Below are 18,756 nucleotides of genomic sequence, written 5' to 3'. Positions count from 1 at the left end.
TGGAGGCGGTTTCGGCACGATATCAATAATAAAAATGCAAAAAATGAGCCTGAAGCAAGACTCTTGACTTGATACCGTAAAGTGGGGTTTACGATACATATTTCGTGTAGTTTAAACGTATCGTAATGAATTGTCATTATGTGAACGTGGTACTGGCCATTTATAAGAGAGTATACGGTCTTGAATTCTCTCGGATATGAGGAAATGCATGGTTTAGTGACGGGATGCAGAGGTGATTCGGAGAAAAAATTTGACTTAATTCATTTATGCATTACAACCTCACGAAAGTTTCATCTGGAGGAAAGTATGGAAGAACATGTTCAGCAAGCTTTAGAAATAGTCAAGGCGCAAGCAAGCGTCCGAAATATGACCGAGGATGAAATTACATCCATGGTTAAAAAGCTTGCTCAAGGTATTCAGGCAATCAATGATGGTGTAGAATTACAGGAACAGAAGTTGAATAATGAACCTCCTGTTGATCCTAAGAAAGCCATTCGAGAAAAAAGCATTGTTTGCCTTGAGTCTGGAAAGTCATTTAAGATTCTCACCAAGCGGCATCTGGCCAAATTCGGTCTCACTCCGGAAGAATATCGCGAAAAGTGGGGCTATGCCAAAAAAATGCCCTTGGTGTGCAAAGAGCTGCAACGCGAACGCCGCAAAAAAATGAAAGATATGAAACTCTGGGAAAAGCGGGCAAAAGCACGCGAACAGAAATAGTCGGCTAGTGTCGTCTCGTAAAAAAAGCCGAGGGAGTGCTCCCTCGGCTTTTTTTACGCAGGAATTGTATTGATTTCATCTATAACCCAATGCTTTGATAGAGCGCATTGATGTCAATATGGGTGCGTACGATATCGGCGAGGCGGTTGAGAGCTGGCTCAACGTCGTATGGTGCCGTTGTTTTCCCAAGCGCAGGAATTCCTTTTCGCTCGCGTAAGTTGTCCAACCACCACCGGCGAAAGCTGTCGTCATCAAACAGGCCGTGAAGATAAGAGCCCCAGACAAGACCGTCATGTCGGGCAAAACCGATTGCTTTGCCATTGACCCGAGTCATAACCACCACAGCTTCATCAAGAAGTGCTTCCGTTCGTCCATGGTGAATTTCATAGCCTGTCACTTCGATATTTGAGGGAATATGTCGAGCGTTGGTGCGCTCCAGGGTTTTGACGGGATCAAGAACCGTGTTGACCGGGAGCAATGCCAAGCCTGGATCAGATACACGTGATGATTCCAGGCCCCCAGGATCGGCAAGAGAGATGCCGAGCATTTGCATCCCTGCGCAAATTCCCACAATCTCGGCCTTTGCATTCGAGGCGATATCGGTGAGTGCTGTGGCGAGACCGTTTCGCCGTAGAATATCAAGATCGGAGAGCGTATTTTTACTTCCGGGAATGATAATGGCATCGGGAGTGCCAAGATTGTCGGCATGTCGCACCAAGCGGAGTTTGACATCAGACTCGGCCGCAATCGGATCAACGTCCGTGAAATTGGAGATGTGGTCGAGGTCGATAACCACAATATCTAAATCGTAGTCACCACTTTGACGATCGCGATAGCAGACGTGACCAGCTTTCCAGGATACCGAGTCTTCTTCCGGTAAGTCCAATCGATCGATATTGGGAATGACACCGAGTACTGGTTTGCCTGTGCGTTGCAACAGAACATCGTTGGCTGGGCTGAGAAGGCTTGCATCGCCGCGGAAACGATTGAGAAGGTATCCGGAGACAAACGATCGTTCATATTCGGTCAAGAGTTCCATCACCCCTGCCAACGCGGCATAGGCCCCACCTCGATCGATATCGGCCACAAGGAGAACGCGTGCATTTGCGTATTCAGCCATGGCCATATTGACGATATCGTGATGTTTGAGATTGACTTCCGCCGGGCAGCCGGCACCCTCGATGACCATGACACCGTATTGTGACGACAGGCTGTCATACGCAGCTTTGGCGGCTTCAAAGGCTTTGGGCTTATATGCGATATACTGGGCAACACGCATATTGCCGACAGGGATACCGTTGACAATGACTTGGGAGCCCGTGTCGCTTGAGGGTTTGAGGAGTACCGGGTTCATACGGCTATCGGGATCAAGACGACAGGCTAAGGCCTGCAGAACCTGCGCTCGCCCCATTTCTCGGGCAAAGCGGTCCACATGGGAATTGAGCGACATGTTTTGCGCTTTGAATGGCGCAACACGCAGGCCGTCTTGAAGAAAAATACGGCATAATGCCGCACACAGGACGCTCTTACCAGCATTGGATGAGGCGCCTTGAATCATGATTGCCGGGGTATGACGTCGCCGAGTCGGACCGGGAGGAAGACGTTTTCCTATCGGTTTGGGAATAGAGGCGAGAATGGCATGGACTAACCGAACATTGTCCTCGTGGCGTCGGACGGCAACACGGAAAAATGTGGAATCCAGACCTTCGACATTGTCACAAACACGGATAGCAATTCGATGTTTCTGCAAAAGACGTTGGAAGAGGGCGCTGGCATCCATCTTGTCAGACTGGATTTGAATGAGAAGATAATTGGCAGAGGATGGATATACTGTCAGTCCCGGGAGTACGTCGAGATTAGCCTGGAGGTCTGCACGCAAGCGGGCAATTTTTGTGCGGGACTGTGTGATAAAGTCGGTATCGGCGAAAGCATGTTTTCCGACTGCTTGGGCAATGACATTGACCGACCATGGAGGCAGCGCTTCACGAAGGATCTGTGCCCGGTCGGGACTTGTGGCGATTCCACCGAGTCGAAGACCGGGAATGGCGAACATTTTCGTCAGTGAGAGCAGTACACTGACATTCTCAGGTCGAGATCCTACCAAGCTTGTCGTCGTATCGACAAAATCAAGAAAGGCTTCATCCACGAGAAAATGGCTATCAGGATGACGCGCAGCAATATCAAGAATTTCGGCCTCGTCGACCATACGGCCGGTCGGGTTATTCGGGCGGCCAAATACGACAAGACTCGGTGTCGCCAAATGCGTCGCCAATGCCTTCCAATCAAGCATAAAGGCGTTGTCTGCTCGCAGTCGCGGGGAGATGACGCGAAGTCCGGCCTTGTGGCAGGCATCGGTGTAATCATGATATGAGGGGCAAGGGACAATGGCCTGTGAAAAGCCGAGAATACGTGGCAACGTATAAAGTAGTTCGGTTGAGCCATTGCCGAAAACAAAAGAATTTGAGGGAACGCCGAAATGTTCTGCCGCCGCTCGACACAGATCTGCGCAGTCCGGGTCTGGATAGTGTACAGCCTCGGATAAGGTTGCGCTCGTCACGTCACGCAACCATGGCGGAGGACCAAAAGGATTGATACTGGCCGAAAAGTCGAGAAGTTCATGGGGAGCACAGCCTGCTTGAGCAGACAATGCGCGAAGGTGGCCGCCATGAGGAAATGCCGGATGAGGAGCATGCAACATATCGGACATGAAATGTTCCTGAGTATAAAAGTGAAGATGGTTGAATCAGTAAGATGAGGCGCACTATGGCGTACAATGTGGCGCTGAGCAAGCCGTAAGGCGGATATGGTGGTACTTGTTTGGACAGATCAGCTTGCCTCAAGGCAAGAGGAATATTATGTCGTATGCAGGGGATTTCACAACGAAGGAGAACGCCATGTGGAAACGTATTGGAGTCGTGTTGACGCTGCTGGCTGTCGTGATGACCGCACACGATGCATTTGCAGAGAGCACGGCCGAAGATTTGTTTCAGCAAGGGCTCGTTGCTGTTGAGCATCATGACGAGCAGACGGCTCTTGTGGATTTCACATCGGCTTTGGAAATCGATCCGACATTGCTCGCCGCCTACGTTGAGCGAGGTAAAATCTATCTCAGTCTTGGCGTGGCAGCGTCTGCTGAAGCCGATTTTACTGCAGCTTTGGACATTGACCCAAGCCTGACAATTGCTTTGGGATTGCGTGGTCGGGCGCGTCTTATGCTCGAAAATTACGAAGATGCTTTGAGTGATCTCAATGCGGCTTTGGAAGCCGATCCGAATTGGGCGCAAGCACTACAGGATCGCGCACTTGCCGAGCTTGCGTTGGGGGATGCCGAACAGGCACTCGCTGATGCCGACGAAGTTGTGGCTCTGTACGCATTTGATACTTTATGTGGAGAAATAACCCCGTATAATGCCGACGACGTGGATTCGACGTCGATCGTTTCATCGACTGGCACGATCTCAAGTATGTTGTCTGCATATGCACCGACAAGTACTTTCTCTGATATAATCAGCCGAATTGAATCGTTGGCCCAAACTGAAGGCACAACGTCCAACGTCTATCTGTCAACCTCCGATAACTCCTCATACTATGACGATTCATCGAGTTCCTCGACGCCTGTAGGCAAGGTTATTTCGACATCCGACGAGCGCAAAGCCGAGATGGTTGAACTCAATCAACTTCTCGTCAATGAAATCACGCTCTACAATATCTGCGCGGTTCTCCAGTCCCAGAATATCGATTCGCTTGATGATGCGTGGTATTTACGCGGATTGGCTGAAATCGATACTGGGGATTACGATGCGGCGATAGACGATTTTACAAGTATTCTCGATGTACAACCGGACAATGTAGAGGCTTTGGCGGGGAGGGCCAAAGCGTATCTTGAAAATGATGAAGCCTCATTGGCGTTGACGGATATCAATCGCGCCATTGCCTTGGCGCCGACGAACGCTGAATTGTATGTTACGCGTGGACTTGTCTGGCTGGCGATGGATAATTTGACGCGAGCCGGAAATAACTTCGATACGGCGTTGTCGTATGATGCGACATCGTCAAATGCTTACGCCGGCAATGGCTATTTGGCTATTGAAGATAAGGACTATGTGACCGCCATAGCCTGGTTCGATACGGCGTTGACGTATGATACAAAAAATGGATGGGCGTACGCCGGACGCGCGGATGCTCGGTATGGTTATGCCGATGAGCTTGATGACGCTGGACAGACTGAAGCAGCCGAAGCACAACGTGCCGCCGCCGCAGAGGATGATGCCAAAGCCGAAGAACTCGGGTATGCATAGATGAGGCGCTGAAACACGCCGGCGCAAGTATTGTCAATCATTTGAACCGATATCAAAGTGACAGCGGCGGCATGACGCGCAACCATCATCGGGACATGGCGTACCCGGCTGGCCGTTTTTGTAGGCTTGCCAGCCGGCATAAAGCAATGCTTTGGGGACGCCGACGTCAATAACGTCCCAAGGAAAAATTTCATCTTTATCGCGTTCACGATCAAGGAACTGATGACCTTCTCCCGGCCAGTCAGCTAATGCCTTTTTCAACCGGCCTCCGTTCTTGGCTGCCAACTCGACAAATTCAGCGAGTGAGGCGTCTCCTCGTGCAAGAAGTCCCTGAATACGAGCTCGTGACGGATTATCGAGATCGACGCGGACCCCGCGAAATGGTTTGACCATATCGCGCAATCGTCCCAGTACAGCTTCAAGATCATCTTGTGATGCCATGGGAGCGTATTGCATGGGAGTAAAGGGCTTGGGAACCAGGCAACTTACGGCAAGCGTCATATGGGCGATACATTTTTTCTTGGACTTGGCAATGCGGCCCGCAGCGTGAATCTGTTCAAGAAATTCGGCGAGTTCATCGTAATCGTCTGACGTTTCTCCTGGCCAACCAGCGATGAGATAGACTTTGAGGTGGTTGATGCCGTGGTCGGCAGCCAAGGAAACGGCATGTAGGAAATCTGCTTCGTCAAGGTTTTTTCCGGCTGCCACGCGGAGACGATGGCTTGGTCCTTCCAAAGCCAACGTCAGAGTGCGTGAACCGCTTTTGCGAAGTAACGTGAGCAACGAGTCGGTTATGCCGTCGGCACGGACCGAGGACAGGGAAAATTTGATTTTTTCGTCCAAAAGTCGTTTGAGTAAGCTTTCCAGCGGTGGCCAATCGGTCAACGCTGTGCCCACAAGTCCTACTTTTTTGGGGTGGTCGCGTTCGATGATTGCCCAGACATCATCGAAATTCGCTTGACGCGGAGGGCGATAGACATGCCCCGCGGCACAGAATCGGCAAGCATACGGACAACCGCGGTTGATCTCGATGAGAAGCATGTCCTTGAATTCGGACTTATTGCTGATGAAGACCGAGGACGCCGGATCGTGGAGGCGACGAGAATCCTGCGCTGCGACGACACGTTTGACCGGAGTGGTGGATTGCCCGGGTACATAGATACCTGGAGCGTTTTTTTCTGCAGTGAGAACATCGTGTTTACCGATACCGCTCAAGAGCGCTGTGTGGAGTCGAGAAAAGACATCAAGGAGGCCTGCTTCGGCTTCTCCAACGAAAAACATATCGAAGAAAGGGGCAAGTGGAGCTGGGTTGATAAAGGCCGGCGGCCCGCCTCCAATAACGATTGGATAATCGGGCCGCTGGTTCGTAAAGGGGGGGATCCCTGCGTCGGAAAGCATGGATACAACGCGTGGATAGTCTTCTTCAAAGCACAGCGAAAAGGCGACAACGGCAAACTGAGACAGCGGTCTGTTTGTCTCTTCGGAAACAGGCGAAGTCACACCGTCTTTTTTCGGATCGAAAAAGACTCGTTCTGGTGCAAAACGGTCATCGGTCGCAAGTATGCGATAGACAGCCTGCCAACCCAGGGCTGACAGTCCGGCACGGGCCTCCTGCGTGAAAACGAGTGCCACGGGTAACCGGCCGCCGATATCTCGTGGTTCGTAATCATTGAGGCCAACAAAGGACCGAAGCCCGCTTACATCACGGGGCATGCATGCATCTCATCTGCCACTATGGACTGTCCTGTTTCGTCAGCCGTGTCTGCGCAGTCGTTTTAGACTGCGCAGACACAGGCATTAATCTGCCTGCATACGGATGAAGGAAGGAATTTCAAATTCTTCTTCATCGAAGACAAAGTCTTCTTCTCCGGGAGAAGAGCCTTTGGCTTGCTGCATCATGTCGTAATTGACATCAGGACCTTTTTTCCCGCTTCGGCGTAAATACGCCGGGACATTGAGATCATTTTGCTGTGTTGCGTTTTGAAAGCGTTTCGAGCGAGGGCTTTGAACGCACGAATTGTTGCCTTGCTGCCGCGGCTGTTGAATTAAGCGCACGTTGGGATCGGGCCGACGAAGCTGAGGAGCTTGCTCGGTTTTATTCTCAACGGGCTGGCTGATGGGCTGCGGCTGTGGTTGCGGTTGAGATTGCGGCTGTGGCTGTTGCTGCGTCTCAACGAGTTCCGCATGAGGCGGCATGGCGTCGATGCCCGTGGCAATAACGGTGATGTGCATTTCATCGCCTGCATCGTGGTCGAAAACGGTACCAAAGAAGACCTTGGCTTCCTCGTGAACAGCTTCGGTGATGGTGCGAGCCGCTTCGTCCACTTCTTCGATCGTCAGATCAGGGCCACAGGTGATGTTCATGAGAACGCCTTTGGCACCTTCGATGTTAACGTCGTCGAGTAACGGGCTGGTAATGGCTTTCTGTGCAGCTTCTTGGGCACGGTGTTCGCCGCGGGCCGAACCAAATCCCATAAGGGCCTTGCCCATTTCCGACATAACCGCTTTAACGTCGGCAAAGTCGAGGTTGATCAAGCCAGGCACCATAATGAGGTCGGAGATGCCTTTGACCGCGAAGTAGAGTACCTCGTCCGCCTTTTTGAGCATATCGAGGAAGCTGGCTTTTTTCGAAGCAAGCTGCAACAGGCGGTCGTTGGGAATGGTAACAATGGAGTCGACCACTTCGCGCAATGCTTCAATCCCGCGTTCGGCTGATTGAATGCGTTTTTTGCCTTCGAAATAGAATGGCTTGGTCACAACGCCAACAGTGAGTGCGCCGGACTCTTTCGCGACCTTGGCAACGACAGGAGCGGCTCCGGTACCCGTGCCGCCGCCCATGCCGGCGGTAACAAAGACAAGATCTGGTTCTCCAAGAATGGATTTGATCTGATCAATGCTTTCCATGGCGGCTTCCCGACCAACTTCGGGATTGGCGCCGGCTCCAAGGCCTTTGGTCAGTTTTTCACCAAGTTGAATTTTGTATTCAGCCTTGGAGAAGTTGAGCGCCTGCAAGTCGGTGTTCGCCGAAATGAATGTGACGCCTTTCAAGGCAGAATCAATCATGTTGTTGACGGCATTGGAACCACCACCACCGCAACCTACGACTTTGATTTGGGCGTTAGAATCGCCTTCGATTTCCCATAATTCCATGGTTTCCTCCCCCTTGAGTCCTTCCTTGGTTAGCCTTTGTCATCCTACGAATGGAAGCGCTGCCTTATTTAACGTCGACAAACCATTTTTTCATGCGGCCGAGAATACGGTTGAAGACGTTTTCATCGCGGATACGGAAGCGTTTTTCCACTCCTTCCTTTTCTGCTCCATAGAGCAAAAGACCCACGGCTGTGGCATACATCGGGCTATTTACAACATCTCGCAATCCGCCTACGCGCGTTGGATATCCAATACGTGTTGGTAAATTGAAGATTTGTTCGGCCAACTCCTGCATTCCTTCAATAAGCGAGGTGCCACCAGTCAGAACGACACCTGCACCAATCATGTTTTTCAATCCGGAGCGAATGAGTTCCTGGTCGACGAGGGCCAGCATTTCTTCAATACGTGGCTCACAGATTTCAGCCAGAATGTGTCGAGAGAGCCGTCGAGGTTCGCGTCCACCAACACTCATGACTTCGATAATTTCTTCTTCGCGTATAAGATCCGATAAGGCACAACCGAATCGAATCTTAATCTTTTCAGCCGAAAGCATCGGTGTACGCAAGCCGAAAGCAATATCGTTGGTCAGGTTTGTTCCACCAAGCGCCAAGACAGACGTGTGTTTGATGGAATCATTGGAAAAAATGGCAAGATCGGTGGTGCCTCCGCCCAGATCGACTAAAGCGACACCGATTTCGCGTTCTTCTTCCGTCAAAATAGCCTTGGACGATGCCAATGCTTCAAGAACGATGTCTGAGACGTCAAGTCCGGCTCGGTGACAGGAGCGCACAATGTTTTGTGCACTGGTCACAGCACCGGTGACGATGTGGACTTTGACTTCGAGACGCACCCCCGCCATACCGAGCGGGTCGGCGATGCCGCGTTGATCATCCACAATAAATTCCTGAGGCAGGATGTGGATGACTTCTCGATCCATGGGGATGGCAACAGCTTTAGCCGCATCAATGACGCGCTCCACATCGCGTTGACCAACTTCACCGCCTTTGACGGCGATTACCCCATGAGAATTGAAGCCTTTAATGTGGCTGCCGGCAATACCAGCGTACACCGAGCGAATTTCACAGCCGGCCATCAATTCTGCCTCTTCCAAGGCTTTTTTGATCGACTGTACGGTTTGCTCGATATTGACGACCACTCCTCGTCGTAGGCCTGTGGACGGAGACGTGCCGATGCCGACGACGTCCACGCCTTCAGGGGAAAGCTCCCCCACGACCACACAGGTTTTGGTGGTGCCGAGGTCAAGTCCGACAATAAGTTCCGATTTGGCCATATCCCGCCCCCAGTCCTCGTCTTGCGTTAGTTGGTGCTACGTGCGGCTTTGGACGAAAACTTTGTCGTCCTGCGAGGCAATAACAGCCGCTCGCTCGATTTCGCCACGCCGCATCAAGTCCGCCCAGACCAGGGTCAGGCGGCGAAGATTGTCGCGCCAGTTATCGAGACCGAGGCACAACATGGTATTGCGATCCAAAAGCATGATTTCGATTCCGTGTCTCCAGGACAATCGCACCCAGGCAACATTATCCTTTGAGAACGGGGCGCCGGTCGCCTTAGCGGCCTCCCAGAAATGATTCAGCATGTCCAGGTGTTTTTCCATACCGGCTTCAATCTCAAGCTGTGGTAACGATTCAAAATTGTCCGGTTCTACCACGTCGATGATGCGGCCTGCTTCGTCGGCGTAGTAAAGTTTATTTTGGTATTGCATCCAATACGCTGGAACACGTTCAGTAACCACCAAATTGATGGTGTCCGGAAAGACACGCTTGATGGCAACGGTATCCACCCATGGCTCTGTTTCCACTGCAGTCTCGACAGCACCAAGTTTGATGGCCATGAGATTGTCCCCTGGTGCGAGGCCGGACAGGGAAATGATGTCTTTGTTTGAAAGACGATGAAGCCCTTGGACATCAATGCTATCCAGGCTGAAATATTGGATGGTTGTCAACCATCGGTATCCCGCCAGTAAGCCGACGCTGACTCCGGCCAATACAGTGGCGGCAACAATGAGAACAGCCAGCTTCGTAAAAAAGCCGGCAACGAAACGCGGAGAAGGTAAAATACCCACGCCAATGGCAGATGCATTACCAGGAGAAGCTACGTGCACTCGTGGCGATCGGCTGCGATTCTTGGAGCTTCCGGTCAAGGACAGGCGTGACGGTTTGTCATTCTTGCCCTTGTGGTACTGCTTTGAATAAGAATTCTTTTTCGCTCCCGAAGGCTTGCCCCCAGATGCGTTGGCGCGGATGCTCATGGCAGAGTCTTTACCTCCATGTGGAGTGCCACTCCGAATTGGTCCAAAACCGTATTTTGGGCCATCTCAATCAGCTCCATAGCCTGGGCTGCTGTTCCGTTCCCTTTGTTGACAAGAAAATTGGCGTGCTTATCCGAAAACGCCATATCTCCGTGATTTTTCCCGCGAAATCCGGCCACATCAAGCAACCGGCCGGCGCTGTCTCCTTCGGGGTTCTTGAAAACGCACCCTGCTGAATGCGTATCGAGAGGTTGCGTTTTTCGTTTGTTATCCATGGCCATTGTCATGGCGTCCCGTACCATCGTTGCGGGCTTACGAACAAATTTCAATCGTGCCGATGCGACGAGAGAGAACCCTGTCATGCGACGTGGCTTGAAAAAGCGATACCCCATGTCGATATCGTCCGATGCGTAACGGACAAGTCCGGTCTCTTCGGACCACATAACAACCGATTCAAGAACATCTTTTATCTGGCATCCAAACGATCCTGCGTTCATGGCGACTGCACCACCCACGGTGCCTGGGACGCCGGCTAAACCGGATAATCCCCAGAGGCCGTTTTTTGCCAGCCAGGTCAACAAAACGGGGAGGCGCAATCCTGCATCGACATCAATCGTGATTGTGTCGTCGGTTTCGGCCACAACTGTGGGACCGGCTGCTTTGCCGAAACGCACGAGCACAAGGGGCAACTCTCCGTCCTTGGCAAGGATATTGCTTCCCCAACCAAAGACGTACGGCGTTGCACCAAGCCGTGACAAAGCGCCGGGCAGGGCGTCGAAATCGGCCGGCTCGTCTACGACGAGTTCAGCCAATGCACGTCCTCCAAGGCGCAGTGTGGTGCGCTCGGCGAGAACCGGTTCGGGCAGTTCGCGCAATGCCACGTTTAACCCTCCAAAAATCCTTGTCCGACACGCCAGATAGACCCAGCCCCGAGCGTAATAAACACGTCGTTTGACTGCAACATATCCGGCAGCGCTTCTTCCATCGCTGTGAAGTCCGGATAAAAGTGAACGCGTGCATTTCCGACTTGACGAATGCCTTGTGCTAAGGATTCTCCTGAGACGCCGGGAATGGGGGTTTCCGAAGCCGGATAGATTTCCGTTAAAAGCAACTCGTCAACCTCGTCGAAACTTTTACAAAATTGGCCGAACAGCGCTTGAGTTCGAGTAAAACGATGGGGTTGGAAGGCAACCACAATACGTCGTCCCGGATAGCATGCTTTGGCGGTGCTGATTGTCGCCGCAATTTCAGCCGGGTGGTGACCATAATCATCAATGACAGTGATGCCATTCCGTTCACCTTTAATTTCAAAACGTCGGCCGACTCCTCCGAATTTAGAAAGAGCGGTGACGATATCTTCTTTTTTGATCCCGGCCTCAAGTGCGACGCCGATAGCGCCAAGTGCATTCAGTATATTGTGTTGGCCTGGATGCGGCAAAACTATGTCGGCAAAGTGTACGCCGTCTACAAGTACTGTAAAGCGATTTACGGGGCCGCCACTCGTAATTATTCCACGAATACGAGCCGTCTCGCCAAGACCGTAGGTAATGGTCGGTCGCTTCACATGTGGCAAAAGACGCGCGACTCCGGGGTCGTCACTGCAGACGACATTGAGCCCGTAAAAGGGCAGACTATTCATAAAAGTTGTAAATGCCGAATCAATGTCGTCTTGGTTAGTATAATAGTCAAGGTGGTCGGCGTCTACATTGGTGACGATGGTCATAATGGGTAAAAGACACAAGAAAGAACCATCGGACTCGTCGGCTTCGGCAATAAGGTATTCCCCTTCACCGAGCCGAGCTCCTGAGCCATATGTATTGAGCCGTCCTCCGATGATGACCGTTGGATCTTTTTTTGCTTCCGTGAAAATTGTCGCCAGAAGTGATGTTGTTGTTGTTTTACCGTGGGTACCGGCAACAGCAATCCCTGTGCGAAGTCGCATGAGCTCCGCCAACATTTCAGCGCGAGGAATAACGGGAATCCTGCGGCTGAGCGCTTCGACCAGTTCTGGATTATCGGCGTTTATCGCCGTGGATTTGACGACGACGTCGGCATTACCCACATTTTTTCGCCCATGGCCGATGTAAATTTCTGCACCGAGGTCGCGCAATCGTTTGACAGGCGCTCCCGAAGCCATGTCGGAGCCGCTCACTTCGTAACCGAGGTTGAGCAGAACTTCAGCAATACCGCTCATACCGGAACCGCCGATACCAATCATGTGAATACGGCGTACTTTGTGTTGCATGCCCCCGCGTTGGGCACCGTTAGTATGTATTTTTTGTATTTCCATCTGTCTCATCTCGCTTATGCCGTCCGAAGGGCCAGGGCTTCCACATTGTCGGCAATTGTGTCGGCTGCATGGGGTGCGGCCAAGGTCAAGGCGTTTTCGGTCATGGTCATGAGCGTTGCATTGTCGTTTAAAAGATCGGCAGCAAGGGCTCCGAGATTCACATCGGCCAAAAGGCTGGGAGCTTTTTCTCCCTTTTCAGCCACCACGCGAGCAGCTCCACCTGCGGAAAGTACGAGTGCGTTTTCCATTTGGTGATCGTGTGTCGCATGCGGAAACGGTATAAGAATAGCCGGCTTCCCTGCGGCCGTAATTTCAGCCAGGCTGCTTGCACCGGCTCGGGCAATGACAACATCGGCAAAATCATACGCAGCAGCCATGTCTTCGATAAAAGCACTGACGGTGTGTCGGTCTGCCGAACCCGTAGCGGTATAGTCGGCATACACCGTGTCGAAATCTGTTTTGCCCGTCTGATGCCATAAGGTAATCCCAGCCTTTTCAAACTCAGGGAGCGCGCGAACAACAGCGCGGTTGATGGCTCTGGCACCTTGACTGCCACCAAGAACAAGAACGTTCCGTCCAAATGTCCTGTTTCGGGCCTTTTCACCCAAGGCAGCAATCGTTGCTCGGACCGGATTGCCGGTGAGAACACATTTTTTTGGGGGAAAAAGTCTTGTTGTGTCACGGCTACCAAGAAAAATACGATCGACCAGACGGCTCAATACTCGGTTGGCCATACCAGGGATACTGTTTTGTTCCTGAATAGCCGTTGGAATGCGAAAAAGTTTCGCAACGAATACCGGAATGAAACCAGCATAGCCCCCAAAACCGATAACGACTTGGGGAGAAAATTGTCGAATGCGACGTATAGCTTGCAGAAAACCAACTCCAAGCCCGTATGCGGCACGAATTTTTGCCATGAGCCCTTTTCCCAGGATTCCCTGTACGGGCAATGAGACAAATTCGAGTCCACTGGCTTCGGCCATGGTTTTTTCCGGACCGGAAGCACCGATAAACAGGATACGCAGGTCGGGGTGGCGTTCCTTGAGTGTGCGGGCGACAGCCAGGGCAGGAAAAATATGTCCCCCCGTGCCGCCTGTTGTTACGACGACACGCTTCATGTAGGCCTCTTGCGTGAGAGGTTCAGGAGGATGCCAAGGCAAAGGAAGCAGGCGACCATGTTTGAACCTCCATAGGACAGGAAAGGCATCGCCACGCCTTTGGGAGGGATACAGCCAAGAACAACAGCCATATTCAGCAAGAATCCCAAGCCTAAAATCATGGTCATGCCGTATGCCGTGAATCGATCCCGGAGGTCATCTTGAGCAAGCGCCACGGAAAAAGCCCGCCACAATAATATACCGACACAAATAAAAACAAGTGAGACGCCGACAAAACCGAGTTCTTCCCCAACGACAGCCATGATGAAGTCGTTGTGGGCTTCGGGGAGATAAAATAACTTTTGTTTTCCTGCGCCAAATCCAACTCCGCCGATACCACCTGATCCAAATGCAAGAAAAGACTGAACGAGCTGGTATCCGATATCAGCAGAATGTTTAAAGGGATCGAGAAACGCCAGAAAACGTTTCACCCGGTATTCAGAACTCATAATGAGCAATCCCATCGCGGCCACGCCGATCATGCTGGAGCCGAGGAGATAAAAGATGCGCGTGCCGCCGACAAGGCTCATGAAGAAAAAGAGCATCCCAAGAAAAACGGCGCCTCCCATGTCAGGTTGGAGTAAAAGAATAAAACAGAACACAAGCGTAATAAAAATTGGTGGCAGGAACCCAATGGTGAACGAACGCACAAGGTCCTGCTTTCGCGAAAAGAAATAAGCCAAATAGAACACGAGCGCGGCTTTGGCAAATTCTAAAGGTTGAATCGAGATCGGACCCACAGCCAACCAGCGTCGAGCTCCACCAGCTTTGACGGACAGTTGAGGTATAAGGGTCATGGCACACATGATAAGCACCCCGAATAAGACCGGGTAGACGGGCCCATGCAAGATTGAACGGGGCACTTTGGCCATGACAACCATAACCACAAGACCAATCAACGCGAAAATGCACTGCTTTTTAAAAAAGTAATATTTATCCGAAACCATACGTTCGGCCATGACACCACTTGCCGAAAGAACCATGACGAGCCCCAAACCGGCAAGGACAAGCCCTGCGCCCAAAAGCAGGGGGTCGATAGTCGGTTTTGTGGCCAACTCGGAGCTTGGTTTGAGTAAAAATCGGCTCATGAGTTCTCCTGCTCGGCCTGTAGTTCCTGTACAACACGCACGAAGTCTTTTCCTCGCTCGGCGTATCCGGAATACTGGTCAAAACTCGCTGTTCCCGGCGATAAGACTATTGTGTCACCGGGTTCCGCCAATGCAAAAAGTCGTCGGGTCGCTTCACCCAGTGTTGGATCGTAGCTTGTCGGACAAATACTGGAGAATGTGGGCTCAAAATCGTTCCGTGAGTCCCCGAAAAGTCCAACAGCTTTGAGGCGTTCTTTGAAAAGCGGCGTCAGGGAATCCAAGTCCCCACCCTTGAAAACACCACCGGCAAGCAGCAGGGTGGGCGTATCGACGCTTTCAAGAGCAGCGCGCATGGAATCAATGGTGGTCGATTTTGAATCGTTGATGAATGTTACATTGTTGACCATACCGACGTGTTCAATGCGATGGGGAAGGCCAGGAAAAGCGTTCAGGGTTGACTGAACCTGTTCCTGACTCAGGCCGAATGCTTTGACGGCCAACCACGCGGCTTCAAGGTTGGCTTGATTATGCCGGCCAGGCAGTGTCGGAGCTTGAAACCGGTTCGTCGCTGTAAAATATACTCGTTTACAGGCCAGTTCGATCTTGTTCTCCAATATTTCTTTGAGATCGAATGGCAAAATGGCCAAATCGGTTTTGTCCATGCGGGAGAAGATGTTAAGCTTGGCCGCAAAGTACTCGGCGATATCTTCATGCCAATCAAGATGGTCAGGCGTGAAGTTGAGCAATATAGAAACCTTGGGATGAAATGACGAAACGTTTTGCAATTGAAAACTGCTGACTTCCAAAACAATGACGTCCGCAGGCTGGTCGCTCAAAATATAGTCGGACAGCGGCGTACCAATATTGCCTCCGACAAAAACAGACTTCCCGGCATCGCGCAGGAATTCCCCCACCAGAGTGGTGACGGTGGTTTTGCCGTTGGTCCCGGTGATGGCGATAATTGGGGCATCGGCGAACCAGGAGGCAAGTTCGAGTTCTGCCAGGACTTGCGGTGGTCTTGCCGGATCGAAGAACGGCATTAAACTGGCAGATCGAACTCCAGGGCTCAACACAACCATGTCGGCTCCGGCAAAGTCTTCACTGGCATGTTCGCCCAAACGAATGACGACATGCCGCTCTTCCAGTTCAATTCGATCCGTATCGTCCAGTGCGTCGGTTCGCTTATCGAGCAGACGGACCGTGGCCCCGAGAGCAAGAAGAAGGCGTACCGCGGCCAGACCGGATCGGCCGGCACCGACGACAACGGCCTTGTGGCCGGTCAGTTGCATGGTGTGCAGAAGTTCACGCATTAAGTAGCCTCTTCGTCCTATCGCAGCTTGAGTGTTCCAAGCGCGACGAGCGCCAGCAAAATGGACAGAATCCAAAATCGGATAATAATTTTGGATTCGGGGATCCCCTTGAGTTCAAAATGGTGGTGGAGTGGAGCCATTCGAAAAATACGTTTGCCACCACTGAATTTAAAATATCCGACCTGCAAAATGACGGACAACGTTTCAGCGACAAACAGACCGCCCACAATCATAAGAAGCAGTTCCTGTTTGACAAGAACGGCGATGAAGCCGAGCGCTCCCCCCAAACTCAGAGAACCGACATCTCCCATGAATACTTGAGCCGGATACGCGTTGAACCATAGAAAACCGAGTCCGGCGCCAGCCATGGACGCGCAAAATATCGTGACTTCACCGACACCGGGAACACTCGTCACCTGCAGATATTTGGCGATTTGGGTATGTCCGGCCACGTACACAAACAATGCGAACATGGCTGCGGCGACAACCGTCGGGCCAATGGCCAGCCCGTCGAGCCCGTCGGTCAAATTGACGGCATTGCTCGCTCCAACCACGACAAGCATTGCAAAGGGTAAATAGAAAAATCCCAGATCGGGTTGAAAATTTTTGAAAAAGGGAACGGACAAGCTGGTTGTATATTCAGGATTGATCAGCAGGATGCCCGTGGCGACAAAGGAAACGGCGGTTTGAATAAGAAATTTATCCTTCGCTGAAAGTCCTTTGTTCTTCTTTTTTACCACTTTGAGGTAGTCGTCATAAAATCCGACAGCGCCAAAGCCCAAAAAGACAAATAACGTGAGCCATACATAGCCGTTCGTCAGGTCTGACCACAATAACGTAGCGAGACACAATGCCAGGGCGATGAGGAGGCCTCCCATCGTCGGTGTTCCGGCTTTGCATTGGTGTGCCGTGACGTCTTCATGAATGTATTGTCCACATTTGAGTTCCGTCAAATAGCGGATAACACGCGGTCCGAACAAAATGGAGATGACCAAAGCCGTAATAAAGGCCGCAATGGAGCGAAACGTGATGTACCGAAAAACGTTGAAGAGCCCGAATTGGGTCGAAAGAGGAACAAGGATATGATAAATCACGTCGTGCTCCTGGGGGAAATCTCACGCAGAGGCTGAATATAGGTTTCCATAGCCATGGAGCGTGAGCCCTTGACCAGGATGGTTCCGTGGGTAAACGAGTTGTCTTGCAACACGGCCGTCAAATCGGTCGCATCGGAAGTCGGGAAAAATCGGCCATGAAAGTGGGCTTGAGCAAGACCAGTCTGCACATGTTCCGCACTTTCGCCTTTAAAAAGGACGATGGCAGGGTTGACGCCAGCCGCCACAACGCCAAGGGTTGTATGCTCTGCTTGGCGCGCCGTACCGAGTTCACGCATTTCGCCAAGAACAAGACACAACGGCCCATCTCCGGCCACGTCGCGGGCTGCTTCGATTGATCGGCGCATAGAGAGAGGATTGGCATTGTACGAATCGTCAATGACGATATAATCGCCAAGATTTTCAACGACGAACCGCTGATCCGGATTATCAAATTGACGCAGGCCCTCTTCAATACGTTCCAGGCCTATTTTGTAGTGTTGGCAAACCGCGCATACTGCGGCGATATTTTCGGCGTAATGTGCACCGGCAATGCCAAGCGTCATGGTGCGGGTCTCGGATTTTGTCGTCACGACAAAGACGCCCTGGTCGTTTTGTGATCCGACGTACTGGCATAATACATCGGCGTCGGGATTGGCCGTGGAGATCGTGATAACCGCTGCCGTTTGTGTGCGGGCGCGGTCGAAAAGGCCCGGGTAATCCAGGGAAACAATGGCTACCCCATTGGGTTTAAGAAACTCAAACAGTGTGGCTTTGGCATGGAGAACGCCATCAATGTTGCCCAGGCCTTCGAGGTGTGCAGGGCCGATGTTATGCAAAACTGCGACATCCGGCGCGGCAATAGCCCCTAAGGCTTCCATGTCTCCCTCTCGACTGATGCCGAGTTCCATTACCCAAAAGTCGTCACGTTCGGACGCCGCGAGCATCGATAACGGCAATCCAAGCTGGTTGTTGAAATTTTTGTGATTTTTGGATGTCGAGCCCATCTGGGACAACACGGTCGACAGCATTTCCTTCACCGTGGTTTTTCCACAGGAACCCGTGATGGCGATAACTTGCGCCGCGGATTGTTCCCTCCAGGCCCGAGCGAGTTGCCCCAATGCGAACAGAGGATCTTCGACAACAAGCACGATGGCATCGGTAATATCTGCTAAAGGACGAGCGGCTAAAATAACTGCTGCACCTTGGCTGGCGGCTTGCGCGGCAAATGCATGACCGTCGACCCGTTCTCCTGGGAGACAGGCAAACAGACTCCCCGGGCAGGCTTTACGGCTGTCGGAGCATACCGATTCGACGACCGTGTCCGGTCGAACCGATTCGGGAAGCTGGGCTCCAATAACCCGAGCTATTTCGTCCACATACATT

14 protein-coding genes are annotated in these 18,756 nt (G+C 51.8%); 2 read left to right on the top strand and 12 right to left on the bottom strand.

All coding sequences use genetic code 11. The features are described from left to right. Window positions 1-306: 306 nt before the first annotated feature. Complete coding sequence (locus G451_RS0110885; protein ID WP_027184282.1) at window positions 307-717, top strand: Ros/MucR family transcriptional regulator; 411 nt, start codon at window positions 307-309, stop codon at window positions 715-717. 79 nt (window positions 718-796) lie between these two features. Here G451_RS0110885 and G451_RS0110880 read toward each other — a convergent pair whose 3' ends face one another. After that, window positions 797-3,424 (bottom strand): cobyric acid synthase, encoded by a 2,628-nt coding sequence (locus tag G451_RS0110880; RefSeq protein ID WP_027184281.1) that lies wholly within the window; start codon window positions 3,422-3,424, stop codon window positions 797-799. A 187-nt stretch (window positions 3,425-3,611) separates the two neighbouring features. Between G451_RS0110880 and G451_RS0110875 the strand changes: the two genes are divergently transcribed. Then, window positions 3,612-5,015 (top strand): tetratricopeptide repeat protein, encoded by a 1,404-nt coding sequence (locus G451_RS0110875; protein WP_027184280.1) that lies wholly within the window; start codon window positions 3,612-3,614, stop codon window positions 5,013-5,015. 33 nt (window positions 5,016-5,048) lie between these two features. On the opposite strand, the gene G451_RS28860 is transcribed toward G451_RS0110875, so the two are convergent. From G451_RS28860 to G451_RS0110820, 11 genes are all read right to left on the bottom strand, one after another. Then, entirely contained in the window at window positions 5,049-6,728 is a 1,680-nt protein-coding gene (locus G451_RS28860; protein WP_034641774.1) for a radical SAM protein, read from the bottom strand. A gap of 84 nt (window positions 6,729-6,812) precedes the next feature. Next, window positions 6,813-8,165 (bottom strand): cell division protein FtsZ, encoded by a 1,353-nt coding sequence (ftsZ, locus tag G451_RS0110865; protein WP_027184279.1) that lies wholly within the window; start codon window positions 8,163-8,165, stop codon window positions 6,813-6,815. 64 nt (window positions 8,166-8,229) lie between these two features. Further along, entirely contained in the window at window positions 8,230-9,456 is a 1,227-nt protein-coding gene (gene ftsA / locus G451_RS0110860; protein ID WP_027184278.1) for a cell division protein FtsA, read from the bottom strand. Between the two features lie 36 nt (window positions 9,457-9,492). Continuing rightward, window positions 9,493-10,434, bottom strand: a complete 942-nt coding sequence (locus G451_RS0110855; protein WP_027184277.1) for a cell division protein FtsQ/DivIB — start codon at window positions 10,432-10,434, stop codon at window positions 9,493-9,495. Next, window positions 10,431-11,315 (bottom strand): UDP-N-acetylmuramate dehydrogenase, encoded by an 885-nt coding sequence (gene murB / locus G451_RS0110850; protein WP_027184276.1) that lies wholly within the window; start codon window positions 11,313-11,315, stop codon window positions 10,431-10,433. The genes G451_RS0110855 and murB overlap by 4 nt, the downstream gene beginning before the upstream one ends. 2 nt (window positions 11,316-11,317) lie before the next feature. Beyond that, the gene (gene murC / locus G451_RS0110845; protein WP_027184275.1) at window positions 11,318-12,679 is read right to left on the bottom strand and encodes a UDP-N-acetylmuramate--L-alanine ligase; all 1,362 of its coding nucleotides are present in this window, start codon (window positions 12,677-12,679) and stop codon (window positions 11,318-11,320) included. 59 nt (window positions 12,680-12,738) lie between these two features. Then, complete coding sequence (gene murG / locus G451_RS0110840; protein WP_027184274.1) at window positions 12,739-13,842, bottom strand: undecaprenyldiphospho-muramoylpentapeptide beta-N-acetylglucosaminyltransferase; 1,104 nt, start codon at window positions 13,840-13,842, stop codon at window positions 12,739-12,741. Further along, window positions 13,839-14,969 carry a putative lipid II flippase FtsW gene (ftsW, locus tag G451_RS0110835; protein WP_027184273.1) on the bottom strand — a complete coding sequence of 377 codons (1,131 nt, stop codon included), beginning with the start codon at window positions 14,967-14,969 and terminating at the stop codon, window positions 13,839-13,841. Before ftsW ends, murG begins: the two co-directional genes overlap by 4 nt. Next, window positions 14,966-16,279, bottom strand: coding sequence for a UDP-N-acetylmuramoyl-L-alanine--D-glutamate ligase (gene murD / locus G451_RS0110830; RefSeq protein WP_027184272.1), 1,314 nt, complete (start codon window positions 16,277-16,279; stop codon window positions 14,966-14,968). The genes ftsW and murD overlap by 4 nt, the downstream gene beginning before the upstream one ends. A 17-nt stretch (window positions 16,280-16,296) precedes the next feature. After that, window positions 16,297-17,373, bottom strand: coding sequence for a phospho-N-acetylmuramoyl-pentapeptide-transferase (gene mraY / locus G451_RS0110825; RefSeq protein ID WP_027184271.1), 1,077 nt, complete (start codon window positions 17,371-17,373; stop codon window positions 16,297-16,299). Continuing rightward, window positions 17,370-18,755, bottom strand: a complete 1,386-nt coding sequence (locus G451_RS0110820) for a UDP-N-acetylmuramoyl-tripeptide--D-alanyl-D-alanine ligase (protein WP_051261386.1) — start codon at window positions 18,753-18,755, stop codon at window positions 17,370-17,372. The genes mraY and G451_RS0110820 overlap by 4 nt, the downstream gene beginning before the upstream one ends. Between the last annotated feature and the right edge of the window lies 1 nt (window position 18,756).

The organism is Desulfovibrio inopinatus DSM 10711 (genome assembly GCF_000429305.1).
Taxonomy (GTDB): domain Bacteria; phylum Desulfobacterota; class Desulfovibrionia; order Desulfovibrionales; family Desulfovibrionaceae; genus Alteridesulfovibrio; species Alteridesulfovibrio inopinatus.
Note: the sequence above shows the minus strand (reverse complement) of the source record. Positions and strands in the feature narration are given on the sequence as shown.